This window comes from Streptomyces sp. NPDC001709, assembly GCF_053596375.1.
The window spans coordinates 40,527-65,381 of record NZ_JBSFGB010000010.1; the positions used below are offsets into that span (position 1 = coordinate 40,527).

The following is a 24,855-nucleotide window of genomic DNA, read 5'->3' on the forward strand; positions in this document are numbered from 1 at the left end:
CCCTGGGTTCAGTCGGCTACGGCCAGCGCGGGCACGGCCGCGCTCAGGTGTGTGCGATCGGTGGCCCACAGCCTGGTCGCGCCGTCGCGGCCGAGGCCCGCACGATCCGTCCCCGCGCTGTGGATCCGGGGCACGGCCGGCTCGGAGACAAAGGCGTCGTGCACGCTCTGGGTCGCCTCGGCCAGGCCGCTCTCCGCTGTCAGCACGCTGAGCTTGTTGGACGTGACGAGGAGATCCGTGCGCGCGGCGCCGACCGACCGCAGGGCGTCGAGCAACTGCAGCGGCGCGCCTGACTGTTGGCCGATTCCGAGCCCGACGACCGAGAGCCTTGCCAGGTTCGAGGTCCAGTGCACCTCGTCGAGGCGGGTTCCCCGGTCGGCGTCGGCCAGCAGCGCCCGCGCCTCTTCCACGCTCTCCGCGGGCAGCGTGATCGCGACGTCGCTGGCATCCTCGGTGCCGAGGTTGCCGTAGCGGCGCAGTTCGACCTCGATCTCGCGTTCGACAAGTCCCCTGAGAATGCGCACGGCGTGGTCCGCGGTGATCCGCCGCAGTACGCAGCGCACGAGGCCGGCGTAGCCGGCCACCCCGGCGATCGCGGGGACGTCGCCGGCCGGCGTCCAGGAGTCGCCGGACGTCGGCGCGGCGGCACGCCGGCGGTGTCCTACCCAGGTCTCCGGGCCGGAGGCGGTGCGGTTGGAGCGCACCTTCAGGTCGACGCCGTGGGTTCGTGCGTAGTCCACGGAGGACGAGGCGAGCACCTTCGCGCCGCTTACCGCGAGCTCGGCCATTTCCTCGTAGAGCAGGGTCGTGTGGCGCCGGGCGCCGGTGACCTTGCGGGGGTCGGCGGTGTAGACGCCGGCGACGTCGGTGACAATCTCGCAGTGGTCCGCGCCGAGTGCCGCGGCCAGGGCGACGCCGGTGGTGTCCGAGCCGCCGCGGCCCAGGGTGGTGCGGGCTCCTCCTTTGCCCGCCTCGCCCTGGAAGCCCGCGACGACGGGGACCATTCCCCTGCGGAGGTCTTCCTGCAGCCTCCGCGGATCCACTTGCTCGATCGTCGCCCGGCCGTGGCGGTGATCCGTGCGGATCCCCGCCTCGGCGCCGCTGAACGACCTGCTGGCGACGCCCTGGTGGTTCAGCACGATCGACAGCAGCGCGGCGGACGCGGCCTCGCCCGTGCACAGCAGGGCGTCCAGCTCCCGCGGTTCGGGATGGTCCGTCACCGCGGAGGCCAGGCGGAGCAGTTCGTCGGTGGCACCGCCCATGGCGGAGACGACCGCCACGACCTCGTGCCCGTTCGCCCGCGCCGCGCGGATCTGTCGCGCCGCTTCGATGACCTTCTCCGGTGTGGCGACCGAGGTTCCGCCGTACTTTTGCACAATGAGCGCCATCTCACGCACTCTCTTCCTTCAGAACTGGAGGATGGTGTCGAGCGCCGCAATGACCGGCCGCTTCCTCGGGCGACCACTTGAGCCGGCTCGGGCCTCTACTGCTCGTGGAGGAACTCGCGGATCGCATATCCCACGTGCCGCTGGTCGGTCATGGTGTGCCCGAGGATGACGTCGCCCTTGCGGAGCTCCGTGAAGTTGTGCACGCTGCCGCCCGGTCCGAGAGCCCGGACGTGCCAGTCGTCCTGGCCCACCATGTCCACGAGGGCCCCGCCGGCGGTGCGGGCCTCGATCCGCAGCATGGGACGGGATTCCATCTTGATCCGGCCGACCACCACCGTCCGCACGCTTCCGTCCGTGCTGACGGCGAGGATCTCCGACCCGCAGTGCAGCTCGGACAGGTACTGGGTGCGGTTCCCGGGCGTCAGGGTGTACGAGCTGAGGGCGGCCGCGTTCACGCGGAACGGGCGGGTCGGCATGTACGGCAGCGGGTGGGTCTCACTGCTGACCAGCATCAGGCCGGTCGAGTACGAGCCGACCAGGATGCCCTCGTTCGGCCTGAGGTGCGAGCAGGTGTCCACGCACACCCGGTCACCGAGCCCCAGATGCGTCAGCCCGACGATCTCCAGCTCTTCCAGGTGCAGCGACTCGGCCTCGCCCTGGCACACCCGCACCAGCTCGCTGGCGTCACCGACGCGCCGCGGGGTGAGCAGGACCGCGTCCGAGCCGCGCTCCAGGACACCGATGGTGACCTTCGCGTCCTCGACGTCCTCGACGACGGTGACGATCGAGCCCTTGGCCCGGTCGGCGGCCGCCAGCAGGATCTCCAGCGGGATCTTGCTGGGGTCCTGGCGGAACTCGACCAGGGTCAGCTCCGTCTCGTTCGCTATCTTGCAGGCGAGCTGGAGCGTGGGCTCGTCCAGCACGCGGATCATGACACCGGTGCGCAGGCCGGGCCGGATGCCCTCGAACTTCTCGGCGATGTCGTGGTCGGCGACCAGGATGTCCACCACGTCGACGAGCTGGTCGATCAGGGACGTCGGCGTCTCGCCGGTGACGACAGCGGCCTTCTGCAGGGTCGGGGGGACCTTGCCGGCCAGCTCGGGGTCGTCCAGCACGATGGTTCCGACGCCGATGTGGGTGCTTTCTTCGATGACGGCGGTGGCGAGTTCGGAGGCACAGCCACGGAGATCGATCCACGCGGATTTCATCTTCACACCTTTTGTCGTTGGGTGATTTCTTGTCAGGCCACGGTCGCCGGCGACAGGGCCAGGTCCAGAGCTGTCAGGGGCTCGCTCGACCGGAGTCCGATGTGGACTCGCTCGGCGACCGACCGGGCCAGCCTGCCGGGGTCCGGCGAGCGGAAGACATTGCGCCCGACCGCGACCCCGAGCACGCCGGACTCCATCGTGCTGTCGATCAGGTCGAGGAATTTCTCGGTGTCTCCGACCACGCCGCCGCCGGCGGTCACGACCGGGATCGGGCTCGCCTCGACGACCTCGCGCATCGTCACGGGCGAACCGGTGTACGGGAGTTTGACGATGTCGGCTCCGAGGTCCGCCGCGACGTTCGCCGCGTGCGCCAGCAGCGCGGGATCGGTCGGGTCGGTGACGCGGGGGCCGCGCGGGTAGACCATCGCGAGCAGGGGGACGCCCCAGCGCGCGCACCGGTCGGCGACCGCGCCGAGATCGGTGAGCTGTGCGGCCTCGTTGCTCGACCCCAGATTGATGTGCACGCTGACCGAGTCCGCGCCCAGTGCCACGGCCTCCTCCACAGCGCCGACCAGGATCTTCGCGTCCGCGTCCGGCGCGTGCCGGGTGCTGCCGTTGAGATGCACGACCAGCGCCATCTCCCCGAGCAGCTCGAGCGGCAGGAACCGGACTCGCCCCTTGTGGACGACGATCCCGTCCACGTCGTTGTCGGCCATCGCCCCGACGAGCCCGGCGAAACCGGCGGCGGTCGCCACGGGGCCGTCGGACAGAGAATGGTCGAGCGGGACCAGGAACGTCGTCCCGGAAACCGGGTGGAGAAGCCGCTGAATCCGTCGATTCTTTCCGGTCCAGCCGTATGCTTCGGCCATTTTTCAACACCCCATCCGCAGATTCAAATCCCCAGATCAAAATCCCCGGATCCCAGAATTCGCAGATCCCAGAATTCATATCCGGCGCGCTCTCGGCGTCGCTTTATGAGCCAATCAAAGCACGCGCCGACATGTCAAGATTCCCTGATTCGGTATTCTCTTTGGAGTGCATTGTTGCAGCGCGCCGTAATCTTTGTGATCAGGCGGATTCCGACCGCCGCTGCGCCAAACGTGTCGCGAGTTCCCGCCAGGCGTGCACGCTCGCCTCAGCGAGTTCGGTGACGAAGTCGACGCAATGGTCCGGCAGGTCCACGATGAGGTTTTCTTGCGTCCGTGTGTCCATTCCTGCCACCGCCAGAATGCTCAGCAGCAAGCGGCCGGACTGGTTGAACCGCAGCGACGGGTCGGAGCGGAGCGAGCGCAGTATCGCGTCCGTCCTGTCCAGGCCGTCCCGTTGCGACGCGGCGCCGCCCCTGGCGCGCGGAGGGTCCGTCGCGCGTGGCACGTTCGTTGCGCGCGGAGGATCCGTTGCGCGCGGAGGATCCGTTGCGCAGGGAGGGTCCGCTGCGCGTGACACGTTCGTTGCGCGTGGCGGGTCCGTTGCGCGTGGCGGGTCCGTTGCGCGCGGTGTGTCCGTTGCGCGCGGTGTGTCCGGGCTTCGTGCGGGAGGGGCGGCGCGGGGCGCCGGGACGACCGCCCCGGCCTGCCGGCGGAGCTGGTCGCGCACGTCCCGCACCGTGCCCGGGGAGACTCCGGCGACCGCGCTCACCGCGCGCAGGGACGAGGCCGGATCCCTCAGGAGAATCTCTTTGGCGCGCTCGCGTCCGGAGGCGGTGCTCACCGGCCGCACCCGGCCGTCCCGGCCGATCCTGACCTGACCTCCGGGTTGTCCGGCCTCGTCGCGCAGCGCGGCGACCGTCTTGGGCGACAGCCCGACGACCGACGCTATGGCCCTGTTCGACCAGGCCGCCTGCTCGCGCAGGATGCGTCGGGCCGCCGATTTCCGGTCGGCTAACGACAGCGGCAGCCCGTGCTGCACATTCAGGCGCACCGCCAGCACGAACGCGCTCGCGTCGTCCCCGTCGAAGAAACGGGCCCGGATGACCCGCTCTCCCCGGAGTTGGGCGGCGCGGACCCGGTGCATCCCGTCGACCACCCGGTTCGTGCCCCGCTGTACGACGATCGGCGGCAACTCGGCCCCCGACTCCGACTCCGCCAAGGCCCGCGCATGCTCGCCGTCCTCGCCCGCGGAGCGGGGCGAGTACGACAGGACGAGTTCGGCGATGGGGATCCATTCGATGTCCGTACACACGTCAGAGAGCCAGCGGCACGCCTCTGCGTCCGCACGCTCCAGCGGGTGGGCTTCCGTGTCCCACCCGCGGGTGATCGCCCCCGTGTCTGCCACGTTTGACCACTCCTCAGCCGCACCCACCGCTCACCGTCGGGGGAGCCCGTGTCCTGCAACACCAACCAGACTGCCGCTAGATCATACCTTCGGCAAGGTATTTTTTTCTCCGGTCGCGCCGGACGTGGCAGCGCGCTGTGCAACTGGGGACAGTGCCCAGTTGCACAGCGCCGGCCGGTGGGGCGAGCCGGACGACGGGGCGGGTCGGTCGGCGGCGAGGGCCGGCTCGGTGCGGGCCGGGCTGCGGCACCGGCACCGGCACCGGCACTGAGTCGTATTCACCCCGCGGCAGTCCTCGTTTTCCGAGCCGTTTATTCGCGAAAGGCGTCACTGTTACGCTGACCGCGCCTTGGAATGGAAAGAGGTCACGGTCGCCGAAAGGTGTAGCAGCCATGGAGAACAATTCGCGGGTCAACACCGCACGCGCTCAACTGGAGGCAAATCGGAAACAGCGAATCGCCGGGATGTTGAGGGATGAGCCGGAGCTCGCCGATCGTATGCCGCTGCCCGGTGTATTCGAGGAAACCGCCGAATACGGGCTGCGGCTGTCCGAGATCATCAAACGAACCCTGGCTGGATACGCCGACCGGCCCGCGCTCGGCGAACGCGCCAAGGAATTCGTCTCCGTGGCCGGACGCACTGAGATACGGCTGCTGCCCAGGTTCGACACCATCAGTTACGGCGAGTTGTGGTCACGGCTGAGCGCGGTCGCCGCCGACTGGTATCACCATGCCGGGCACCCGCTGCGCGCCGGGGACTTCGTGACGATCCTCGGCTTCGCCGGCACCGACTACACCACCGTGGACCTGGCCTGCAGTCAAGTCGGCGCGGTCGCCGTGCCGCTGCACAACAACGCCACGGTCGACCACATCCGCCGCCTGGTGGCGGAGGCCGCCCCGCGCGTCTTCGCCACGAGCACGGCTCGGCTGGAGACGGTGCTCGAAGCGCTGGCCCAGGACACGTCCGTCCGCCGGCTCATCGTGTTCGACCACTGTCCTGAGCTCGCCGAGCACCGGGAAGGCGTGGCGGCGGCACGCCGGCGACTCGCCGAGGCCGGTTCGCCGATTTCGCTGGAGCTCCTGTCCCGCGTCGTCGAGCGCGGACGCACCTTGCCCCCTGCGCCGAGTCTGCCGCCGGAGGACGGTGCGGGGGAGGCGTTGTCCGCGCTGATCTACACCTCGGGCAGTACCGGCACTCCCAAGGGCGTCATGTTCCCGGAGTCGACCGTGTCCCTGTCGTGGCGCCCGGCATGGGACCGCGAGCACGCGTATCCCATGATCACGGCCAACTTCCTCCCGCAGAGCCATCTCGTCGCGAGGAGGCTCGTGGCCAAGACGCTCGCTCTGGGCGGCACCGCCTACTTCGTGGCCAGCAGCGATCTGTCCACTTTCCTGGAGGATCTCGCGCTGATCCGACCGACCGAGATGGCCCTGGTGCCACGGGTCTGCGAGATGCTCTTCCAGAGCTACCAGAGTCAGCTGGACCAGCGGGCAACGGGCGCCGAGGTGCCGGCCGCCGCCCAGGCCGAGGTTCTTGCGCATCTTCGGGACGAGGTTTTCGGCGGCCGCATCATCCATGTGCCTTGCGGTTCGGCCCCGCTCGCACCGGAGCTGGCAGAATTCCTGGAGTCCTGCCTCGACATCCCGTTCTACGACAGCTACGGCACGACCGAAACCGGGCTCGTCATGCTGGATCACCGCGTGCAGCGGCCGCCGGTGCTGGAATACAAGCTCGTCGACGTCCCCGAGCTCGGGTACTTCACCACCGACTCCCCGCATCCCCGGGGAGAATTGCTGGTCAAGACCCAGCTGATCACCCCCGGCTATTACCGGCGCCCCGAGGTCACCGCCGAGGTGTTCGACGAGCACGGCTTCTATCGCACCGGCGACATCATGGCCGAGATCGAGCCCGACAGGCTGGTCTATGTCGACCGGCGGAACAACGTACTCAAGCTTTCCCAGGGTGAGTTCGTGCCGCTGGCGAAGCTGGAGTCGGTCTTCGTCACCAGCCCGCTGGTGCATCAGATCTTCTTGTACGGGAACAGTTCCCGCGCGTATCTGCTCGCGGTGGTGGTGCCGACGCGTGAGGCACGGGAGCAGGCGTCCGGTGAGGCGGCGTTGAAGACGGCGGTCAACGAGTCGCTGCAGCGCATCGCGCGGGAAGCCGAGCTGAAGTCTTACGAGATTCCGCGTGATCTGCTCATCGAGACCGAGCCGTTCAGCCAGGACAACGGTCTGTTGTCCGACTCGACCAAGCAGCTGCGGCCACGGTTGAAGGACCGCTACGGGGAGCAACTCGAGCGGCGCTACGCCGAGCTGGCCGAGGAGCAGGCCGACGAGTTGCGCGGGCTTCGGCAGGACAGCACGAGCCGCCCTGTGGTGGAGACGGTCGGCCGCGCCGCGCAGGCGCTGCTCGGCGTGTTCGAGGGTGAGCTGAGTCCGCAGACGCGATTCACCGACATGGGCGGGGACTCGCTGTCGGCGTTGTCGTTCTCCCACCTGCTTCGGGAGATATTCGACGTCGAGGTTCCGGTCGGGACGCTCATCGGACCGGCCAACAGCCTGGGCCGGATCGCCGACCAGATCGAACAGCTGCGCTGCTCCTCCGCGGAGCGAGCCACGTTCGCCGGCGTGCACGGCGAAGACGCCACCGAGGTACGGGCCGGGGAACTCACCCTGGACAAGTTCATCGACCAGGCGACCCTGACCGCGGCCAAGGCACTCCCCCAGCCGGCCGATGCGCCCAGCACGGTGCTGCTGACCGGGGCCAACGGCTATCTCGGCCGTTTCCTGTGCCTGGAATGGCTCCAGCGGCTGGCCCCGACGGGCGGCAAGCTGATCTGCCTGGTGCGCGGCGCCGATGACGCAACCGCTCGACGGCGCCTGGAGGAGGCGCTGGACAGCGGGGACACCGAACTCAAGCGGCGTTTCGCCGAGTTGGCCGCAGGCGGCACGCTGGAGGTGCTGGCCGGCGACATCGGCATGGCCGACCTGGGCCTGACCGAGCGGGCCTGGCAGCGACTGGCGGCCACGGTGGACCTCATCGTGCACCCGGCCGCGCTGGTCAACCATGTCCTGCCCTACCGGCAGCTGTTCGGTCCCAACGTCGTCGGCACCGCCGAACTCATCCGGATGGCCATCACCACCCGGCTGAAGCCGATCAGCTACCTGTCCAGCGTGGCCGTCGCATCGCACGGAGCGCCCGCGGTGGACGAGGACATCGACATCAGGGTGGGCAACCCGGTGCGCCCGATCGACGAGGGCCACGCGGGCGGCTACGCCACCAGCAAGTGGGCCGGCGAGGTGCTGCTGCGGGAAGCCCACGACCTGTGCGGGCTGCCGGTGACCGTGTTCCGTTCGGACATGATCCTGGCGCACGGCCGCTACACCGGGCAGCTCAATGTGCCGGACACCTTCACCCGCCTGGTGCTGAGCCTGATCGCTACCGGCATCGCGCCCGGTTCGTTCTACCGCGGCGGGGACGCGGGCCGGCGGCCGCGCGCGCACTACGACGGGTTGCCGGGTGACTTCGTCGCCGCCTCGGTGGCCACCCTGGGGGCCGGTGCGGCCGGCTACCGCACATTCAACGCGGTCAACCCGCACGACGACGGCATCTCGCTGGACACGGTCGTCGACTGGCTGGCCGACTCCGGGATCGCCATCCACTGGGTCGGGGACCACCGGGAGTGGCGCGAGCGGTTCGAGGCCGCGCTGCGGGCCCTGCCGGAGAGGCAACGGCAGCACTCCCTCCTCCCCCTGATGCACGCCTGGCGAGAACCGGCGACACCCGTGGCCGGGGCGGCTGTCCCCGCCGAGCGGTTCCGAGAGGCGGTGCGCGCCGCCGGAATCGGGGCGCAGAAGGACATTCCACACCTGTCCCGGCCGCTGATCGAGAAGTACGTGACGGATCTACGGCACCTGGGCCTGATCTGACGCCCGGGCTTCCCTGGAGCGCGGCGGTCACGTCGTACCGCCGCGCGATCCGACGCCGCACCGGTCGACTCCCCGGCCGCACCGCCGTGCTCCGCAGGCGCACGCTCACTCAGGCAGGCAGCACCGGCCAGCCCCGACGGCGGGCCCACGAGGCCAGCACCGGGTCGTCGCCGACGACCCTCGGGCCGCCCACCGCCGTCAGCAGGTCCAGGTCGCTGGCGTGGTCGCCGTAGGCGAAGCAGTCGTCGGGGCCGACGCCGAGACTCCCGAGCAGCGTCACCGCCGCGTCGGCCTTGGCCGGGCCGATCATCGGGCGGCCCACCTCGCTGGTCAGCCGTCCGTCGGCGCCGATGGCAAGCTCCGTGCATAACACCTTGTCGGCACCTATGTCGGCGGCCAGTGGATCCAGCATGGCCCGGCACGAGCCGGAGACCAGCACCAGCAGGTCTCCCGCCGCGCGGTGTGCGGCCAGTGCCGCCACGGTGGAGGCCACGAAGGCGTTCGGCCGCCGGCGGTACTGCGCGTACCAGCGCCTGCCCGCCTCCGCCAGCTCCGCGCCGGGGACGCCGGCGAAGCGCCGGTAGTAGGCGCGGTTCGCGGCGGCCCTGCCGGCTCCTTCCGCCACTGCCCGCAGCTCGGCCATGGCACTTCGGAACTCGGCGTCGCCACGCCCGTCGCGCGCCACCCAGTACCGCAGGAACTCGACCATGCTCTTGCCGACCAGCAGCGTCTCGTCGACGTCGAAGAACGCCACACGCCTCGCTGCACCCGTCATGACAACCTCCCCGACCCTGGTCGCCAGGGCGAACGCGCGACATGTTCCGCCGCGAGCCAATAACATACCTTTGCAAAGGTATTTTCTGTGTATCACGTACGGAGGATCCGTGTGACTCAGGAGCGCGCAGTCCGCACCCGGGAGCTGGTGCTCGACGCCGCGGCGGAGGAGTTCGCCGCGCACGGCTATACGGGCACGACACTGCTCGACGTGGTGCAACGCACCGGCATGACCAAAGGCGCGCTGTACGGGCATTTCTCCTCGAAGGAAGAGCTGGCGGCGGCCTTGATCGAGGAGGCCGGGGACGAGCTGGCCGCGCGCGCGGCGCGTCGCGCCGTGCACGGCGCGACGGCGCTGCACTCGCTGCGGGCGGTCATGCTCGATCTCGCCCGGCACCTGCGCGAGGACGCTCGGGCCCGGTCCGCGCTGCGGCTCGCCGTGGAGGCGCCGCACCTGGACCGCAACAGCCTCGGGCTCGTGGAGCGGATCTGCCTGATGCTGACCCGCGCCGTGGCGGAGGCTCAGGCCGGTCTTCGGACCATCGGCCGATGTCCGCCGGAGGCCATCGCCCGACTGCTGATGTCGGTCTTTCTCGGGGTTCCCCATCCCGTGCCGCGTGGTGACGCGGATGCCGCGCGCCGGTTCGACGACCTGTGGGCGGCCTTGTCCGGCCCGCTGCGAGACAGCGTCCCGCCGCGGGCCTAGGCCGTGCCACCCCGGTCAGTCTCCGGCGGCGCGCGGCCGCCGCCTCACGCCAGGACGGCCTGCGCGTACGCCTCCGCCGCCGTGGCGAGCCGCAGTGTGGCATGGCTGGCGGCGGCGTGGATGTCCCGCCACCGCCGTTGCACCGGGTCGTCCTCGGCCAGCCCCCCGGTGCCGCGCGCGGAGAACAGCCGGTCGACAGCGCCGACGCACAGCTGCGCCGCCACCGCCGCGTCGCGCCGGTTCTCGGCGATGGTCCTCGCGTCGGCCGTGCCCCGGTCGGCGCGGTCGGCCGCCTCCCGCAGCAGCAGGGCGGCGGCGCACGTCTCCGCCGCGGCCCGGGCGAGCGCCTGCTGCGCACCGGGATCCGAGGCCAGGCGCGCGCCTGAGGTGGAGATCGAGTCCGCCACCGCGCCCAGGGCGGCTCCGACCAGCGGGCCGGCGAACATCAGCGCCGCGACCAGGGGGTAGGGGACGTTGTGGCAGCGCGCCTCGGCCGGGCGCCGCGTGTCGAGCAGGTCCGCCAGCGCGACCGTACGGTGCCCGGGGACGAACACGTCGTCCAGGACCACGGTGTTGCTCCCCGTGCCCCGCATGCCGACCGTGCGCCAGGTGTCCTTGACCAGGCAGTCCCCGGCCGGGACGGCGAAGATCCGCACCGTTTCCCCGTCGCTGTCGGGCACCGGACAGGAGACCAGCACCCAGTCGGCGAAGTCGACCCCGCTGGCCCGGCCCCACTCCCCCCGCAGCAGCCAGCCTTCCGGCACGGCCCCGGCGCGGCCGGCCGGCGGCATGACGGACGCGGCGATCAGGGTGTCGGGGCCGGGGCCCCAGATCTCCCGCTGCGCCTGCTCGGGCAGGTAGGCGGCGATCCGTCCGTGCGCGGCGAACAGCGTCGCGCACCACGCGGTCGCGGGGCAGGCCTCGCCCACCGTGGTCGCCGCCCGTACCAGCGGGGCGAAGCCGCCGGCCGCGCCGCCCCACCGGCGGGGGACGAAATGCCGGGCGAAGCCCGCCTCGGCCAGCGCCGCCACGGACTCCGGGCGGAGCCGGCGCCCCCCGTCGACCTCGGCGGCGTACCGCGCCGCGCAGTCCACGAGGCCGGTCACGTCCAGGGTGCGGCCCGGGAACACCGAGGTCGGCGTCATCGGTTCACCTCCTCGCTTCCGTCGGCGTCCGGTCCCAGTTCCATCGTGCCCGTGGCGATCTCGGCGCCTGCCTGCTCGACGGTGACGTGGACCAGCGTCCGGTCCGCGACGGGATGGCCGGGCTGCGGCCTGGCGGTGATCCGGGCGGGGCCGTCCAGCTCGCAGTATCGGGCGAACTCCGCCCGCAGCCCGGTGAGCGAGACCCGGCGCTCGGTCGGCGCACTCGTCGCCGGCTTCGTCGGCTTCGTCGCCGGCTTCGTCGCGGCGAGCGCCGCCTGCCGGAACGCCTCCAGCAGCACCATGCCGGGTACGTGGTCCACGGGGTGGTCGAACAGCTCCGGATTTTCCTGGTCGATCCGCAGCAGCCAGCCGTCGGCGATCCCGTCGTCGCTCAGCAGGACGTCCGTCGGGCCGCGGCGGCCGACATCGCCGGGCGGCAGCAGGCGCCCACCGGACGGCGCGGGTCCGGACGGCTCGGCCGGCGCTGCCCGGCGGCGGACCACTTCGTACAGGCGCGGGTCCACCGCCTCCGAAAGGAGGCTGCCGTGCCCGCACACCAGCCCGGCCACGCTGAACTCGACCTCCAGCCGCATCCCCAGCCGGCGGCGGGTCCATGGGCCGGTGGGCGTGCAGGTCACATGCAGATTGACGGGGAGCCAGGACGTGCCGGCGGCCAGCAGCCCGGTGTCCTCGGCGCCGAAGGTGACTCCTCCGAGAATGAACTTGTGTGTGTCCGGCACGCCGTAGAAGCGGTGCTGGATGTAGTAGCCGGTTTGCCGCAGTGCCTCCACCACCAGCATCGGATCGGTGCAGCCCGCACTGTCCTGCTGGTAGAGGCCGTGGTCCGGCGGCAGCATGGCGGCGAGCAGGAACCTGTCCTGGGCCAGTCGTATCCCGTCGGTAAGTAGAACGTGCCCCGCCGTGGTCTTGTGGACCAGCTGACGGGGCACGAAACGCGGGCCGGGTATCCCCGCGTCACGGGTGGGCTCAGGTCTCCCGTCCCACCCCCGAGTGAACGGGGAGGACGGCTGCCCGGCAGTCGGCAGGCTGATGCCTGCGGCCGAAAGTTGAGCGCGCATTTCTCTACCCCCTCGTGACCAGACCCCCCACCATGGCAAGAGGCAGGGTGGTCAACGTCGCCTGGGCTTGAAATATACCTTCAGGAAGGTATATTCCAAGCGAGTTGGCGACCTCATGACGCGCGCTTGAGAATCGCTTGAAGCAGCCCTCCAGACGGGCTTTGGCGGCGGGATGACGAGCTGGCAAGGCACCCCGCATGTAGAACAAACCTGGGGGGCGGTATGCTAGGAGGCGGAACCGCACAGATCGGATCGTGTCGTGAGCAAGCCCCCTACTCCCAGGACCACACGCGCGGCCACGAGCCGCCAGCCCTCCCGCCCCGCACCGAAGCAGGCGCGGGCCGCTCAGACCCGGGCCCAGGTGCTCGCCGCGGCGGCCGAACTGTTCGCCGAGCGGGGATTCCCCCATACCTCCATCGCCAACATCGCCGAGCAGGTGGGGATGACCAAGGGCGCGGTGTACTTCCACTTCCGCGACAAGGAGGACATAGCCGCCGAGGTCGTACGCGAGCTGTACAACCGCTGGCGGGAACTGGCGGACGAGGCGCACGCCGCGGGCCTGCAGCCCATGGAGACCGTCCAGGCGCTGCTGAGCCGTGCGGCCAGCAACTTCTTCAACGACGACGTCGTCAAGGCCGGGGCCAGACTCCAGGCCGAACGGTCCCTGGCCGACACGACCCTGCCCGAGCCCTATGTGGAGTGGATCTCCACCATCTCCACGCTGCTGGCCAAGGCCCGCGGTGCCGGTCAGCTCCGCGAGGGCGTCGACCCCGAGGCCGCCGCGCACGCCCTCGTGTCCTCGTTCTTCGGTACGCAGCACATCTGCGACGTCCTCAACCGCCGCGCCGACCTGCCCCGCCGCTGGGCCGAGGTCAGCGGCCTCCTCTTCCCCTCCATTACGGCCGCCCCGGAGTGAGACATCGCCGCGGGGGTCGAGTACGGCGCAGGGGGCTCGCGGTCGTGGGCCAACTCGCGCCCGCGGGCCAAGCGGTGATGGGGCATCGGCTTGTCTTGCCGAGGGACGTCATTTCCTCGTGTAGGTGACGATGCTGACGCCGGAGTCGAAGGCGCGGCGTGCGGTCGGCAGAAAGCCGGTGGGGGCGAACGGGCCGTCGAACAGCGGGATGCCGGTGCCGATGACGACCGGATTGCGCTTGATGATCAGTTCGTCGATCTCGTCGCGGAGCGCGGCGGCCAGCTTGCCGCCGCCGGCGAGCCAGATGCCCATGCCGTCCCGCTTCTTCAGGTCGCGCACCAGCGCGGCCGGGTCGTCGGCGACGATCTCCACCTCCGGGTCGGTGGAGGTCAGGGTGCGCGAGACGACGTACTGCTCCAGGTGGGGGTAGGGGCTGGTGATGCCCGCCTTCAGGGCGGGCTCATAGGTGCCGCGCCCCATGATCACGGTGTCGAAGTGCCGGTGCGGGACGGCGGTCAGGCCGAGCGGCCCGCGAAGGTGCACCGGCATCGTCTCGGGATACCCGGCGAGGATCGCCTCCCGGACCTCTCCCTCGAAGGGGAAGAAGTCGTAACTGCCGTCCGGGGCGGCGATGTAGCCGTCGAGGCTGGCAGCGACGTAGTAGGTGAGCTTGCGCATTCAGTCTCTCTTCGTTGATGTACTCTGCTTGAAGTGGTTTGAACGTAGTACTTCACTTGCAGTGATTTCAATGAGTTTCCCAGGAGCTGTCGATGCGTCAGAACCCGGCCCGCCGAACCGCCTTGCTCGACGCCGCCATCGAGGTCCTCGCCCGCGAAGGCTCCCGGGGCCTGACGCTGCGCGCCGTCGACAAGGAGGCGGGCGTCCCCACCGGGACGGCGTCCAACTACTTCGCCAACCGCGCCGACATGCTGGCCCAGGTCATGGGACGCACCCACGAGCGCCTGACTCCCGATCCGGCCGAGCTGGCCGACACGATGACCGCCGAGCCGTCACATGAGCTGGTCAGAACCCTGCTGCTGCAGCTCGTCGACCGCATGCGCCGCGACCGCAGCAGTCACCTGGCCATGCTCGAACTGCGCCTGGAGGCCACCCGGCGGCCCGAACTCCACACGGAGCTGACGCGCTTCCTCACCGCGGAGCTCGACGCCAACATCGGCTTCCACCTGGGGTACGGCCTGCCCGGCGACCGCACCGGGGTGGTCCTGCTCTACCTGGCCATGCTGGGACTGATCGTCGATGACCTGACCGTCCCGGAACTCCTCACCCCGCACCGGCTCGACGCCCTGATCAACGCCATGGTGACGCGCCTCCTGCCGGCATGAGCGGGGTGGGCTCCTCAGCCCGGCTGGGAGTCAAGATCGATTGTCAGTGGTGCGTGAGACGGTAGGAGCATCGAGTCGGGATGAGGGGGAGCCGTCGTGTCCGGAAGCCAGAACTACATCAATCACGTTGCCCTTGTGCTGGATGCCAGTTCGTCCATGTCGCACCTGAGCCGCAAGGTCGTCGAGGTCGCCGACCAGCAGATCGCGTATCTTGCCCGCCGTTCGAGGGAACTGGACCAGGAAACCCGTGTCACGGTGTACGTCTTCGCGGACAAGGTGGAGTGCGTCATCTACGACAAGGACGTGCTGCGGATGCCGTCGCTGAAGCAGCTGTACCGGGTCGGTGGCATGACGGCCCTGCTGGCGGCCGCACTGAAGTCACAGCGGGAGCTGGCGCAGACGGCCCAACTGTACGGCGACCACAGCTTCCTGACGTTCGTGCTGACCGACGGGCAGGAGAACGCGAGCCATCACTGCCCGGACGCCCCTGCCACGGATCCGCGTGAACTGGTCAAGGCTGTGGCCGAGATGATCGAGACACAGGAGGTCAACTGGACGCTGGCCGTCCTCGTGCCGGACCAGATGGGCAAGCGCGAGGCCATGCAGTGCGGTTTCCCGAAGGACAACATCGCCATCTGGGACGCCACGAGCACACAGGGTCTGGAGGAGGCCGGGCAGGTCATCCAGCAGGCCACCGAGAAATTCATGGTGGGCCGCACCAAGGGCATCCGGGGATCGCGTGCGGTGTTCTCCATGGGTGCCGAGGCGGTCAACAAGGACACCATCAAGGCGGCCGGCCTCACGCCGGTGAATCCGTCGCAGTACGAGCTGATCCCGGTGGATCGTGACGCGGCGATCCGGGACTGGGTCGTCGAAAGCGGGCACACCTACCGCACCGGTGGTGCGTTCTACCAGTTGAGCAAGTCGGAGAAGATCCAGGCGCGGAAGCAGATAGCGGTGCTGGAGAAGAAGACGGACCGGGTGTACACGGGCCCCGAGGCCCGAGCCCTGCTCGGCTTGCCGGACGTGGAGGTTCGCGTCAAGCCGGACCACAACGACGACTTCACGATCTTCGTGCAGAGCACCAGCGTGAACCGCAAGCTCGTCGCGAACACACGGCTGCTGCTCATGCTCTGATGCGCTGTGCGCCGCGGGTCGAGACAGGCGACCCGCGGGGCCCCGTTCGCGGGTGTCAGGTGGCGGTGGGCCAGGTCCGCAGCAGGGCGGCGATCTTCCCGGCGGTGCAGGCGGGGTCGAGGAGCAGGTCCTTGAGGGCGATGGCGTCCTCGCGGGCGGGCTTGACGGGAATGCCGACGGCGTCGAGGTACATCACCCCGCAGGCGGCGGCGACGGCCAGGTTGGAGCGCTCCAGCCAGCGGCACCGGCCCAGGGTGTGCACCAAGGCGGCGGCCTTGGCGTAGGGGCCGTCGTAGACGGGCTGCTCGAACAGCTCGGCCCGGTGGCGGGCGACCGCCGAGACGGGGACGCCGTAGTCGTCAGGGGCCGGATCGTTCGCGCCGGCGGCCTCGGCGACCTGCAGGATCCAGGGAACGTCGATGTGCAGCTCCATCAGGCCGCGCGCGCTCCCCGAGGTGCCTGCTGGGCTTCCTCGGCCTCGTCGAAGACCGTCTGGTGTTCGGCCAGGAACCGGGCGGCGGCGTCCACCGCACGGGCACGCAAGCCGCTGGCATCATCCTGCACGAGCCTGGCGAGGTAGTCCCCGATGCTCAGCCCCAGGTCGGCGGCGCGCTTCTTCGCGAGTTCCGCAATGTCCTCATCCACGCGCGCGCCCAGCTGTGTCTTCGCCATACCAGGATGGTAACAGCTGTTACCGCATCGGGCACCGGCACGGACAGTTAGACGCGTTCCCGGGGAAGTGAGCACGCGGGGGATGTGCTCCAGTCCGGCGACTGCCTGCCCGTGGGTGCGGCGCCGGTTTTCCTACGGGGCCGTTTCGGTCCAGGTGACCGGGAGTTCGTGGACGCCGTAGATGTTCATGTTGGTCCTGAGCCTCACTTCATCGGCGGGGATGGCGAGTTCGAGGGTCGGGAAGCGCCGCAGCAGGCCGGCGAAACCGGCGCGCATCTCGATGCGGGCCAGTTGCTGGCCGAGGCATTGATGGACGCCGTGGCCGAAGGCCAGCTGACCACGAGCCTGGCGGTGGATGTCCAGGGTGTCGGGGTTGTCGAAGCGCTGGGGGTCGTGGTTGGCGGCCAGCAGGGAGACGACGACGGTCGATCCCTTGCGGATCGTTTCGCCGCCGAGCTCGATGTCGTCCGTGGCATAGCGGTAGAAGATGTCGGCGACGGACAGGTAGCGCATGAGTTCTTCGACGGCATTGGGCATCAGATCCGGGTCGGCGCGCAGTTCGGCCGCCTGCTCGGGGTTCTCCAGGAGCGCGAACGCGCCCAGCCCCAGCATGTTGGCGGTGGTCTCGTGGCCCGCGAGCAGCAGCAGGAAGGCGATGCCGGTCAGTTCCTCGATGGTGAGGTCGTCACGGCGGGCCAGGTCGGACAGGATGTCCTCGCCGGGGGTGGCGCGTTTGCGTGTGACCAGTTCGGAGAGGTACGTGGTCAGGCCGGTGTAGGCGGCCATTTTCTCGTCGAGCGCCACGTCCTTTTCCATGAACTTGGCCGAGTTGGCCTGGAAGCTCTCCCGGTCCGCGTAGGGGATGCCGAGCAGTTCGCAGATCACCAGTACCGGCACCGGCAGCGCGAACTCCTTGACCAGGTCGACCGGCGGGGTCAGGCGCGCCATCTCGTCCAGTTGCCGCTCGGCGATGTCGGTGATGTGCGCTTCGAGTTCCTTCATGCGTTTGACGGTGAAGGCGCCGATGAGCATGCGCCGCAGCCGGGTGTGGTCCGGCGGGTCCATGCTGATGAACAGGCCCGGGACCTGCGGGGACGGCTCGGTGACGGCGGGCATGCCGGGGACCTCGTACGGGACGCGGAGAGGGCCGATGTCCTGGCGGGAGCTGAACCGGGTGTCGGCCAGGAGCCGGCGGGCCGCGTCGTAGCCGGTGACCAGCCAGCCCTCGTGACCGTCGGGGAAGAGCATGGGGCTGACGGGGCGGGCCTCGCGCAGCCGGGAGATGTCGCGGGGCGGGTCGAAGGGGCCCGCATCGCGGTCCATGGGGAGGCCGTGAGGGACGGGAGGCGTTTGGCTCATCAGCTTTCCTTTCGTGGTGGGCTGGATTCGCCCTTTGCGGGCCCGGGCGGAGGCTCAGACGGCGACGTCGGGGCCGCGGACGGTGCCGGCCTCTTCCGGTGCCTGCTCCCCGGACATGGTGGGCTCCTTTACGTCGTACGCCGCATCCGGCGCCGTTTCCGTGACTCCATCATGGCACACATCTGGCGTCATTATGAGCCAATGCGCGCCACGAATGGGCCATTGCGGGTCACCGCCCGTGGCGCCACCCGTAAAGCCCCAGGTCTTCGTGAACCCGGGCCACGTCATGGATGCGATGAGCATGCACACCGAGTCGCCGAACTGCGCCTTTGCAGCAGCCCGCACGATGCGGAGCCATGAGTGGCGAGAATGGCGTCACGTGCCGACCCCACGCGACATCATTTGTGTGCCATGATGGCGTCACGTTTCGTCGGAGTGAGTCATCAAGGGGGCGGATCATGGAGACAGCACGCAGCCGGCAGCAGGCAGAACCTGGCGCCTTCGCCGCCTTCGCCCGCTTCGTGCTCTGCGGCGGCGGGGTCGGGCTCGCCTCCAGCTTCGCCGTGGCAGCCATCGCCTCCTGGATTCCCTGGGTCCTGGCCAACGCCGTGATCACCGTGGCCTCCACACTCCTGGCCACCGAGCTGCACGCCCGCTTCACCTTCGGCGCGGGCGGACGCGCGACCTGGCACCAGCATGTGCAGTCGGCCGGGTCCGCGACGGCCGCGTACGCGGTGACCTGCGTGGCGATGTTCGTCCTGCAGCTGCTGGTGACGGCGCCCGGTGCGGTGCTCCAGCAGGTCGTCTACCTGTCCGCCTCCGCACTCGCCGGCATCGGGCGGTTCGCGGTGCTGCGCCTCGTCGTCTTTGCACGCGGCCGTTCGCAGGCCGCGGCCACCGTCCTCGCCACCCGTCCCGCGGCCGTGGCCCACGCCTCGGCCCTGGCCGACCCCGCGACGCTCTGCCACGCCGCCTGACCGTTCGGGGAGGCGGACGCGTTCCGACGCCCTTCGACGGCCGCTCGAGCGGGGGCGGGCACCGTTCAGCTGGGCGCGCAGGCGTTGCGCGAGCTGGACCGTCCAGGCAAAGGGCGCCCGCCGCGCGCCAAACGCTCCGCGATGAGCGACACGGGTGCCCTGCTCGAGTGCTTCCTGTATGAGCTGGACACCCAGCTGCTGTCCGGGGCGCACACCGCCGGTCTGGCCCGGTGTGTCCGCACGCGGCACGCTGCGGAAACGGCGCTAGTGATGATCTTGAGCAGTCTCCGATCTTGGATCGGCCCTTGAGGACCATCGCTCGGAGAAGTCCCCAATGGACACTCAGCCGCGCCCTCGACACCGCGTCCCGCTGACGTCCGCCACCGGGTGCCAACGCTTGACCGCGGCGGACAGCCCCAGCCCCATGCGCGGATCGCAGAAGAGGACGGTCTAGGGCCTGTCCGGCGGATCAGGTCGCGGGAAGGCGACGGCGCCTCATCAGCGCAGGTGAGCGGGGGCTGGTGCGTCCAGCTGCAAGGCGGAGGAGGGCGTCGACGCGATGGGGGTCCCCCGCGATGGGGGTCCCCCCGCGCGAGCGAAGCCGAGCGTGGGGGAGAAGCCGAGCGTGGGGGAGTCGACAACCGACGACAACGCCGCAGATAGGCGTGCCAGCCCCCGCGTCTGCGACAGGATCCGCCGGACAGGCCCTAGTTGTCGCCTCGGTGTCCGTCGCGGACCACCGCCAACCCGCCGACCCGGGTCGTGATGCCCGCCGGCCCGCGTCGGGCCGAAGCGAGCACGCTGGCCGGTCGGCCGAGGGTGTCACCCTGCTCCACCTCGATCGCGACCGTCTGTGCCCCTGTCGTGTCGAGCAGGTGGGCGACCAGGCAGCCGGTGCTGTTGGCGTTGGCGACGTCCTCGTCGACACCGATCGCCGGCGCGAACATCCGCGCCGCACCCGGTCGGTCGCCCACCGGCGGTGCGTACACGAAACAGCCGAGGAGCCCGTACCGCCGGCACGCCGCTGTCAGCCTGCCGAAGTGTGGGTGGACTCGGAGCAGCGCCGACCGGTCGTGGACCGGTACCAGCATGCGTGGTGCGCCGGGCGCGGCGATCCGTGGCGCGTCGGTCGGATGCGGGTCGTCCGCGGTGAGCCCGAGCGCGGCGACGATCGCGGCGCGCTCGTCCGGTGCCGGGTGACGCAGCGCGACGAGGCCCTGGTCGAACCACACCTCGATGCCGGCGGGGCGGCGGATCGCGACGGTGTCGAACGTGCGCCCGCCGGTGTGCTGGCGGTCGTTCAGCTCGCCCAGCGCGGTGCGGGTCAACCGGACGGCCTGCGCGGCAACGGTGCCGTGGCCGCAGCCGGGCAGTTCGGCGGTGGCGGTGAAGAACCGGACCGGCCGGCCACCGTCCGGCGTCCGCCCCGGGCCGAGGAACGCCGCGTGCGAGGTGCCGGCCGCAGCAGCGACCGCACGCCGGTCCGCGTCCGTCGCCGCCGGGTCGTCGTCGGTGACGGCCGTGGGGCTGCCGCCCCGGCCGTCGCGCCGCACGCACGCGTCAACCACCGTGACATCCGGCCAGGTCATAGGTCCACCTTTGACGCTCGACTGACGTTCAGCGAACCGGCAACCGCGAACGGTGTTCCGCCGATGGCCGGACCTGGCCGAGGCGGCCGACCGAACGCGTCCCGGAGCGTACCGTCCTGCCTCAGCCGGTGCCGTCCTGCACCGGATAGTGGATGACGACCGCACCGCCGGTGGCGTAGTTGGGGACATCGGCGGCCACCCGCCGGCCGTGCTGCGACGCCCGCGCCGCGGCCATGGCGGCGGCGTCGGCGAAGTCGCCTTCGAAGACCGCGAAATACGGCGCTTCTCCCTCGGTCGCCGCCACGTCAAAGCTGTAGCGCCACGCAAGCAGGCCGGGCATCTTCATGACCAGTGGAAGGTGGTTGGTCACGTAGTAGTCGCGGAAGTGGTCAGGGTCGTCGGGCTCGGAATACAGGACCACCAACTTATGCATGACTGCCTCCTGCATCGCTTGCCGCGGTCAGTTGAATCGTCATATGCGCAGGTTAGGGCTTGATGTGTGGTCGAAGGAAAGACCGGTACGGGATAGACTCAGAACGGATCGTTATCAATCGACAGGGAGGGCATTTGGCGCCGGATACGGTGAGCCTGCGGTACTTTCTGGTGCTGGCGCAGGAGTTGAACTTCACCCGCGCGGCCGCACGGATCGGTATCGCGCAGCCCGCACTCAGTGCCCGGATGCGTCGACTGGAGGCGGAACTCGGTACGAGCCTGCTGGTTCGCACCACGCGTAGCGTCGTATTGACCACGGCCGGTGCGGCTTTGGCGGAGTCCGCGCCGCCCGCGCTGGCGGCGCTGGACCGGGCATGGGACACCGCCCGGAATGCGGGGGCCGGTGAACTGGGCACGCTGCGCATCGGATACAGCCTCAGCACGGGGGCAGAGACGGCACCGGCCCTGGTGGACAGGCTCATTCGCAGCAGCCCGGGACTCGAGGTCGGCGCGGTCCCGATGGCGACACCGGAGATCACCCCCGCGGTCGCCGACGGCCGCATCGATGCGGGGATCACCCGCGGTGAACAGCCGGGTCGCGGCGTGCGCCGGTTCCTGCTGCGGCGTCAGCGCGTCGGGGTCCAATTGGCACAGCATCATCCGCTGGCCGAACACCCGGAGATCGAGATCGCCGATGCGGCCGCGTATCCGCTGCGACTCCCCGACCGTACGGCCAACCCCGTGATCCACGATCAGCTGTCCGCACTGTTCCGCGACGCCCGGCCGAACCCCCGATTCCACACGTCCGCAGTCTCTTTCGACATGTCCCAGCGCGACCTACGCGACGGACTCACCCTCGCCCCGGCCGGTGAAGCCGCGGTCACGACATCACCGGCCGGTCTCACGTGGCGACCGCTGCAGGGCGCACCCACCTTGACGATCCACCTGGTCCTCCCGCGCGTGCCGTCACCACTGCACCGCCGCATCCGTACCATCGCCAAATCCCTGGCACACGAGCTGCACTGGCTGCCGGACTGACGCGCAGCAGGTCACGCGAGACGGACGTCGGCGGTGGCGAGGCCGACCCGCACCGCCAGGGCCTGCGCCGACGGCGTGGGCGGCGCCGCCCGGAACTGCTTGAGCGACAGAGGCGGTCCCCAAACCGCACCCCCACACTGACGGCATGAGTGAGGCGGCGTACTCCGGTGTGGTGTCGGTGTACGCCGCCTTGGCCCGCGTCGTCGTGGTGGTTACTTCGGGTCCTGGTTGAACTTGGCGGTGGCCCAGCGGTAGCCGAGCAGGGTGAGGGCGAGGCACCAGGTGAGGGCGATCCATCCGTTGTTGCCGATGTGGGTGCCGAGGAGGAGTCCGCGGAGGGTTTCGATGGTGGGGGTGAAGGGCTGGTAGCGGGCGATGGGCTGGAACCAGCCGGGCATGGAGTGCAGGGGGACGAAGGCGCTGGAGAGCAGGGGGAGCAGGATCAGGGGCATGGCGTTGTTGCTGGCGGCTTCGGCGTTGGGGCTGACCAGGCCCATGCCGACGGCGATCCAGGTGAGTGCCAGGGCGAAGCCGACGATGAGTGCGAAGGCGGCGAGCCATTCGAGGGCGGTGGCGTGGTGGGAGCGGAAGCCGATGGCGAAGCCGACGGCGCCGACGAGGACGACGCTCATGACGGCTTGCAGGACGCTGCCGACGACGTGTCCGATGAGGATGGAGCCGCGGTGGACGGCCATGGTGCGGAAGCGGGCGATGATGCCTTCGCTCATGTCGGTGGAGACGGACACGGCGGTGCCGATGGTGGTGGAGCCGATGGTCATCAGCAGGATGCCGGGTACGAGGTAGGCGACGTAGGCGGAGCGGCCGGCGCCGCCGCTCATCGCGCTGCCGAAGATGTACACGAACAGCAGCAGCAACATGATCGGGGTGAGCAGCAGGTTCAGGGTGAGGGAGGGGTAGCGCCGGGCGTGCAGGAGGTTGCGGCGCAGCATCGTGTTCGAGTCGCGCACGGCGAGGGACAGGGCGCTCATCGGACGTTCTCCTTGCGGGGGTTGGTGGTGTCGGTGAGGGCGAAGAAGACGTCGTCGAGGTCGGGGGTGTGCACGGTCAGTTCGTCGGCCTCGATGCCGGCCGCGTCGAGCCAGTCGAGGATGGAGCGCAGTTCGCGCTGGCTGCCGTCGCTGGGCAGGTGCAGGGCCAGGGTCTCGTCGTCGGCGCTCGCTCCGTGCAGGGTGGAGGCGGCGGCCCGGTAGGCGGCCGGGTCGGTGAAGCGGAGGCGGACGTGTCCGCCGGGGATGAGCCGCTTGAGTTCGTCGGCGGTGCCCTCGGCGGCGATCTTGCCGTTGTTGAGGACGGCGATCCGGTCGGCCAGCTCGTCTGCTTCTTCGAGGTATTGGGTGGTGAGGAAGACGGTGACGCCGTCGGTGACGAGGCGGCGGATGATCTGCCACATGGTGTGGCGGGAGCGGGGGTCCAGGCCGGTGGTCGGCTCGTCGAGGAAGATGATCCGCGGGTTGCCGACCAGGGTCATGGCGATGTCCAGGCGGCGTTTCATGCCGCCGGAGTAGGTGGAGGCGGGTTTCTTCGCGGCCTCCACCAGGTCGAAACGCTCCAGGAGTTCGGCGGCCACCCGCCGCCCCTCCCGCTTGGGCAGGTGGTGCAGGTCCGCCATGAGCCACATGTTCTCCTCGCCCGTGATCAGCCCGTCCACGGCGGAGAACTGCCCGGTCACCCCGATCGCGGCACGGACCCCGTCCGGGGAGGTGGCGATGTCGTGGCCCGCGACCTGGGCCTGTCCCCCGTCGGCGGAGATCAGCGTGGACAGGATCTTGACGGCGGTGGTCTTTCCGGCACCGTTCGGGCCGAGCAGGGCGAAGACCGAACCGGCCGGGATGTGCAGGTCGATGCCGTCGAGCACGGTCTTGTCACCGTAGGACTTGCGCAGGTCGACGGCGGAGATGGCGGCGGGTGACTGCGGACCGCCACTCCCGATGGTCGTGGGCATGACAGATGAAGGCATGTGGCCCTCCGATCGAAGGGTGAGGTGAGGTGAGGTACGGGGGCGCGTCGGGAAAGGGTGCTCAGGCCTTGGCGCGGCGGATGTCGATGTTGCCGTGGCGGGTGCGGGCGCGGACCTCGACGGTGTCCTCGGTCTGCTCCGGGGTGTCGGAGGCGGTGAGGGTGTTGCGTACGTGGCCGGAGCCGGAGTTGACGTCGAGCCAGGCGGCCGTGCCCTGGCGGACGCCGACCTCGATGGCGCCGTAGGCGGTCTCCAACTGGACGGTGCCACGGGCCACTTCACCCACGCGCAGGGTGCCGTGCGCGGTGGTGGCGGACACCGAGGCCTCGGCACGCTCGATGCTGATGTCGCCGTTGGCGCCGCTGACCCGCAGCTCACCGGTGGCGACGCCGACGCTCGTGGCGCCGTGGGAGTTCTTCAGCACGGCGGAGCCGTCCACGAGGCCGACGCGCAGGCTGCCGGAGCTGGTGGTGATCTCGGCCGGGCCTTCGGCACGGTCCACGGTGATCGAGCCGTGCGAGGCGGTCAGGTGCAGCGGGCCGGTCGCGTCGAGGCGCACATCACCCGATGAGGTCTTCACGCGGACCTCGCCGAGCCGGCCCTCGCCGAGCACCTGGGTCCAGGCACCGGTCATGTCGACGCGCGAGCCGGCGGGCAGGTCGACCGTGACATCGACGATGCCGGTGCGGCCGAACAGGTTGGACTTGGGCGTCCTGACGCTGAGCACACCGCTCGCGTAGGTGACCTCGGTCTGCTCGGCCGTGCGCACGTCCCGGTCCTTCTTCGGGTCACGCGGCCGCACCTCGACGACCGTGTCGGTCCGCTCGCCCGCGATGAACTGGATGGAACCGGCCTCCACACGCGCGGTGACCGAGATCGCTTCGGGAGTGTCGAAAGAAGGCATGGCT

Annotated in this window: 23 protein-coding genes; 7 read left to right on the top strand and 16 right to left on the bottom strand. The window is 70.0% G+C overall.

Going from position 1 to position 24,855, the window contains the following annotated elements:
• Positions 1–8: 8 nt before the first annotated feature.
• The 4 genes from ACWC0C_RS17375 to ACWC0C_RS17390 all read right to left on the bottom strand — a co-directional run bounded on the left by ACWC0C_RS17375 (position 9) and on the right by ACWC0C_RS17390 (position 4,870).
• A complete protein-coding gene (locus ACWC0C_RS17375) occupies positions 9–1,388 on the bottom strand; it encodes an aspartate kinase (RefSeq protein ID WP_450864717.1) in 1,380 nt (459 codons plus the stop codon).
• Between the two features lie 95 nt (positions 1,389–1,483).
• Complete coding sequence (locus ACWC0C_RS17380; RefSeq protein WP_450864718.1) at positions 1,484–2,596, bottom strand: 3-dehydroquinate synthase II family protein; 1,113 nt, start codon at positions 2,594–2,596, stop codon at positions 1,484–1,486.
• Between the two features lie 32 nt (positions 2,597–2,628).
• On the bottom strand, positions 2,629–3,465 hold the full coding sequence (locus tag ACWC0C_RS17385) for a 2-amino-3,7-dideoxy-D-threo-hept-6-ulosonate synthase (protein ID WP_450864719.1): 837 nt from the start codon (positions 3,463–3,465) through the stop codon (positions 2,629–2,631).
• Between the two features lie 199 nt (positions 3,466–3,664).
• Entirely contained in the window at positions 3,665–4,870 is a 1,206-nt protein-coding gene (locus ACWC0C_RS17390) for a ParB/RepB/Spo0J family partition protein (RefSeq protein WP_450864720.1), read from the bottom strand.
• Positions 4,871–5,262: 392 nt separating this feature from the next.
• Between ACWC0C_RS17390 and car the strand changes: the two genes are divergently transcribed.
• Positions 5,263–8,802 carry a carboxylic acid reductase gene (gene car, locus ACWC0C_RS17395; RefSeq protein ID WP_450864721.1) on the top strand — a complete coding sequence of 1,180 codons (3,540 nt, stop codon included), beginning with the start codon at positions 5,263–5,265 and terminating at the stop codon, positions 8,800–8,802.
• Positions 8,803–8,911: 109 nt separating this feature from the next.
• Here car and ACWC0C_RS17400 read toward each other — a convergent pair whose 3' ends face one another.
• A complete protein-coding gene (locus ACWC0C_RS17400) occupies positions 8,912–9,577 on the bottom strand; it encodes an HAD family hydrolase (RefSeq protein WP_450864722.1) in 666 nt (221 codons plus the stop codon).
• A 111-nt stretch (positions 9,578–9,688) separates the two neighbouring features.
• On the opposite strand from ACWC0C_RS17400, the gene ACWC0C_RS17405 reads away from it, so the two are divergent.
• The gene (locus tag ACWC0C_RS17405; protein WP_449195603.1) at positions 9,689–10,282 is read left to right on the top strand and encodes a TetR family transcriptional regulator; all 594 of its coding nucleotides are present in this window, start codon (positions 9,689–9,691) and stop codon (positions 10,280–10,282) included.
• 44 nt (positions 10,283–10,326) lie between these two features.
• Here ACWC0C_RS17405 and ACWC0C_RS17410 read toward each other — a convergent pair whose 3' ends face one another.
• Positions 10,327–11,427, bottom strand: coding sequence for an acyl-CoA dehydrogenase family protein (locus tag ACWC0C_RS17410; protein WP_450864723.1), 1,101 nt, complete (start codon positions 11,425–11,427; stop codon positions 10,327–10,329).
• Complete coding sequence (locus ACWC0C_RS17415; RefSeq protein WP_450864724.1) at positions 11,424–12,377, bottom strand: ScbA/BarX family gamma-butyrolactone biosynthesis protein; 954 nt, start codon at positions 12,375–12,377, stop codon at positions 11,424–11,426. Before ACWC0C_RS17415 ends, ACWC0C_RS17410 begins: the two co-directional genes overlap by 4 nt.
• Before the next feature lie 388 nt (positions 12,378–12,765).
• On the opposite strand from ACWC0C_RS17415, the gene ACWC0C_RS17420 reads away from it, so the two are divergent.
• Entirely contained in the window at positions 12,766–13,422 is a 657-nt protein-coding gene (locus ACWC0C_RS17420; RefSeq protein ID WP_449195606.1) for a ScbR family autoregulator-binding transcription factor, read from the top strand.
• 108 nt (positions 13,423–13,530) lie between these two features.
• Here ACWC0C_RS17420 and ACWC0C_RS17425 read toward each other — a convergent pair whose 3' ends face one another.
• Positions 13,531–14,100, bottom strand: a complete 570-nt coding sequence (locus tag ACWC0C_RS17425) for a dihydrofolate reductase family protein (RefSeq protein ID WP_449195607.1) — start codon at positions 14,098–14,100, stop codon at positions 13,531–13,533.
• A gap of 92 nt (positions 14,101–14,192) precedes the next feature.
• Between ACWC0C_RS17425 and ACWC0C_RS17430 the strand changes: the two genes are divergently transcribed.
• Positions 14,193–14,765 (top strand): TetR/AcrR family transcriptional regulator, encoded by a 573-nt coding sequence (locus ACWC0C_RS17430; protein WP_450864725.1) that lies wholly within the window; start codon positions 14,193–14,195, stop codon positions 14,763–14,765.
• A gap of 96 nt (positions 14,766–14,861) precedes the next feature.
• Positions 14,862–15,902, top strand: coding sequence for a vWA domain-containing protein (locus ACWC0C_RS17435; RefSeq protein WP_450864726.1), 1,041 nt, complete (start codon positions 14,862–14,864; stop codon positions 15,900–15,902).
• Positions 15,903–15,957: 55 nt separating this feature from the next.
• Here the strand turns inward: ACWC0C_RS17435 and ACWC0C_RS17440 are convergent, their stop codons facing one another.
• The 3 genes from ACWC0C_RS17440 to ACWC0C_RS17450 all read right to left on the bottom strand — a co-directional run bounded on the left by ACWC0C_RS17440 (position 15,958) and on the right by ACWC0C_RS17450 (position 17,933).
• Positions 15,958–16,335, bottom strand: a complete 378-nt coding sequence (locus tag ACWC0C_RS17440; protein ID WP_449195610.1) for a fic family toxin-antitoxin system, toxin component — start codon at positions 16,333–16,335, stop codon at positions 15,958–15,960.
• A complete protein-coding gene (locus ACWC0C_RS17445; protein ID WP_450864727.1) occupies positions 16,335–16,574 on the bottom strand; it encodes a hypothetical protein in 240 nt (79 codons plus the stop codon). Before ACWC0C_RS17445 ends, ACWC0C_RS17440 begins: the two co-directional genes overlap by 1 nt.
• A gap of 132 nt (positions 16,575–16,706) precedes the next feature.
• Positions 16,707–17,933 (bottom strand): cytochrome P450, encoded by a 1,227-nt coding sequence (locus tag ACWC0C_RS17450; RefSeq protein WP_450864728.1) that lies wholly within the window; start codon positions 17,931–17,933, stop codon positions 16,707–16,709.
• A 458-nt stretch (positions 17,934–18,391) separates the two neighbouring features.
• On the opposite strand from ACWC0C_RS17450, the gene ACWC0C_RS17455 reads away from it, so the two are divergent.
• Entirely contained in the window at positions 18,392–18,910 is a 519-nt protein-coding gene (locus ACWC0C_RS17455; protein WP_450864729.1) for a hypothetical protein, read from the top strand.
• Positions 18,911–19,617: 707 nt separating this feature from the next.
• Here the strand turns inward: ACWC0C_RS17455 and ACWC0C_RS17460 are convergent.
• The gene (locus ACWC0C_RS17460) at positions 19,618–20,499 is read right to left on the bottom strand and encodes a PhzF family phenazine biosynthesis protein (RefSeq protein ID WP_450864730.1); all 882 of its coding nucleotides are present in this window, start codon (positions 20,497–20,499) and stop codon (positions 19,618–19,620) included.
• Between the two features lie 121 nt (positions 20,500–20,620).
• Positions 20,621–20,932 carry an EthD family reductase gene (locus tag ACWC0C_RS17465; protein WP_450864731.1) on the bottom strand — a complete coding sequence of 104 codons (312 nt, stop codon included), beginning with the start codon at positions 20,930–20,932 and terminating at the stop codon, positions 20,621–20,623.
• Positions 20,933–21,102: 170 nt separating this feature from the next.
• Between ACWC0C_RS17465 and ACWC0C_RS17470 the strand changes: the two genes are divergently transcribed.
• Positions 21,103–21,969: a LysR substrate-binding domain-containing protein gene (locus ACWC0C_RS17470; RefSeq protein WP_450864732.1), complete on the top strand. Its 867-nt coding sequence runs from the start codon at positions 21,103–21,105 to the stop codon at positions 21,967–21,969.
• Between the two features lie 212 nt (positions 21,970–22,181).
• Here ACWC0C_RS17470 and ACWC0C_RS17475 read toward each other — a convergent pair whose 3' ends face one another.
• The 3 genes from ACWC0C_RS17475 to ACWC0C_RS17485 form a co-directional block, all read right to left on the bottom strand.
• On the bottom strand, positions 22,182–22,958 hold the full coding sequence (locus tag ACWC0C_RS17475; protein WP_450864733.1) for an ABC transporter permease: 777 nt from the start codon (positions 22,956–22,958) through the stop codon (positions 22,182–22,184).
• Complete coding sequence (locus ACWC0C_RS17480; protein ID WP_450864734.1) at positions 22,955–23,947, bottom strand: ATP-binding cassette domain-containing protein; 993 nt, start codon at positions 23,945–23,947, stop codon at positions 22,955–22,957. The genes ACWC0C_RS17475 and ACWC0C_RS17480 overlap by 4 nt, the downstream gene beginning before the upstream one ends.
• Before the next feature lie 61 nt (positions 23,948–24,008).
• The gene (locus ACWC0C_RS17485) at positions 24,009–24,851 is read right to left on the bottom strand and encodes a DUF4097 family beta strand repeat-containing protein (RefSeq protein WP_450864735.1); all 843 of its coding nucleotides are present in this window, start codon (positions 24,849–24,851) and stop codon (positions 24,009–24,011) included.
• Between the last annotated feature and the right edge of the window lie 4 nt (positions 24,852–24,855).

Coding starts and splice junctions, on each gene's coding strand:
- ACWC0C_RS17400 (WP_450864722.1), bottom strand. CDS start 9,577: ATGACGGGTGCAGCGAGGCGTGTGGCGTTCTTCGACGTCGACGAGACG.
- ACWC0C_RS17485 (WP_450864735.1), bottom strand. CDS start 24,851: ATGCCTTCTTTCGACACTCCCGAAGCGATCTCGGTCACCGCGCGTGTG.
- ACWC0C_RS17430 (WP_450864725.1), top strand. CDS start 14,193: ATGCGTCAGAACCCGGCCCGCCGAACCGCCTTGCTCGACGCCGCCATC.
- ACWC0C_RS17440 (WP_449195610.1), bottom strand. CDS start 16,335: ATGGAGCTGCACATCGACGTTCCCTGGATCCTGCAGGTCGCCGAGGCC.
- ACWC0C_RS17425 (WP_449195607.1), bottom strand. CDS start 14,100: ATGCGCAAGCTCACCTACTACGTCGCTGCCAGCCTCGACGGCTACATC.
- ACWC0C_RS17380 (WP_450864718.1), bottom strand. CDS start 2,596: ATGAAATCCGCGTGGATCGATCTCCGTGGCTGTGCCTCCGAACTCGCC.
- ACWC0C_RS17385 (WP_450864719.1), bottom strand. CDS start 3,465: ATGGCCGAAGCATACGGCTGGACCGGAAAGAATCGACGGATTCAGCGG.
- ACWC0C_RS17410 (WP_450864723.1), bottom strand. CDS start 11,427: ATGACGCCGACCTCGGTGTTCCCGGGCCGCACCCTGGACGTGACCGGC.
- ACWC0C_RS17475 (WP_450864733.1), bottom strand. CDS start 22,958: ATGAGCGCCCTGTCCCTCGCCGTGCGCGACTCGAACACGATGCTGCGC.
- ACWC0C_RS17445 (WP_450864727.1), bottom strand. CDS start 16,574: ATGGCGAAGACACAGCTGGGCGCGCGCGTGGATGAGGACATTGCGGAA.
- ACWC0C_RS17480 (WP_450864734.1), bottom strand. CDS start 23,947: ATGCCTTCATCTGTCATGCCCACGACCATCGGGAGTGGCGGTCCGCAG.
- ACWC0C_RS17460 (WP_450864730.1), bottom strand. CDS start 20,499: ATGACCTGGCCGGATGTCACGGTGGTTGACGCGTGCGTGCGGCGCGAC.
- ACWC0C_RS17375 (WP_450864717.1), bottom strand. CDS start 1,388: ATGGCGCTCATTGTGCAAAAGTACGGCGGAACCTCGGTCGCCACACCG.
- ACWC0C_RS17465 (WP_450864731.1), bottom strand. CDS start 20,932: ATGCATAAGTTGGTGGTCCTGTATTCCGAGCCCGACGACCCTGACCAC.
- car (WP_450864721.1), top strand. CDS start 5,263: ATGGAGAACAATTCGCGGGTCAACACCGCACGCGCTCAACTGGAGGCA.
- ACWC0C_RS17455 (WP_450864729.1), top strand. CDS start 18,392: ATGGAGACAGCACGCAGCCGGCAGCAGGCAGAACCTGGCGCCTTCGCC.
- ACWC0C_RS17450 (WP_450864728.1), bottom strand. CDS start 17,933: ATGAGCCAAACGCCTCCCGTCCCTCACGGCCTCCCCATGGACCGCGAT.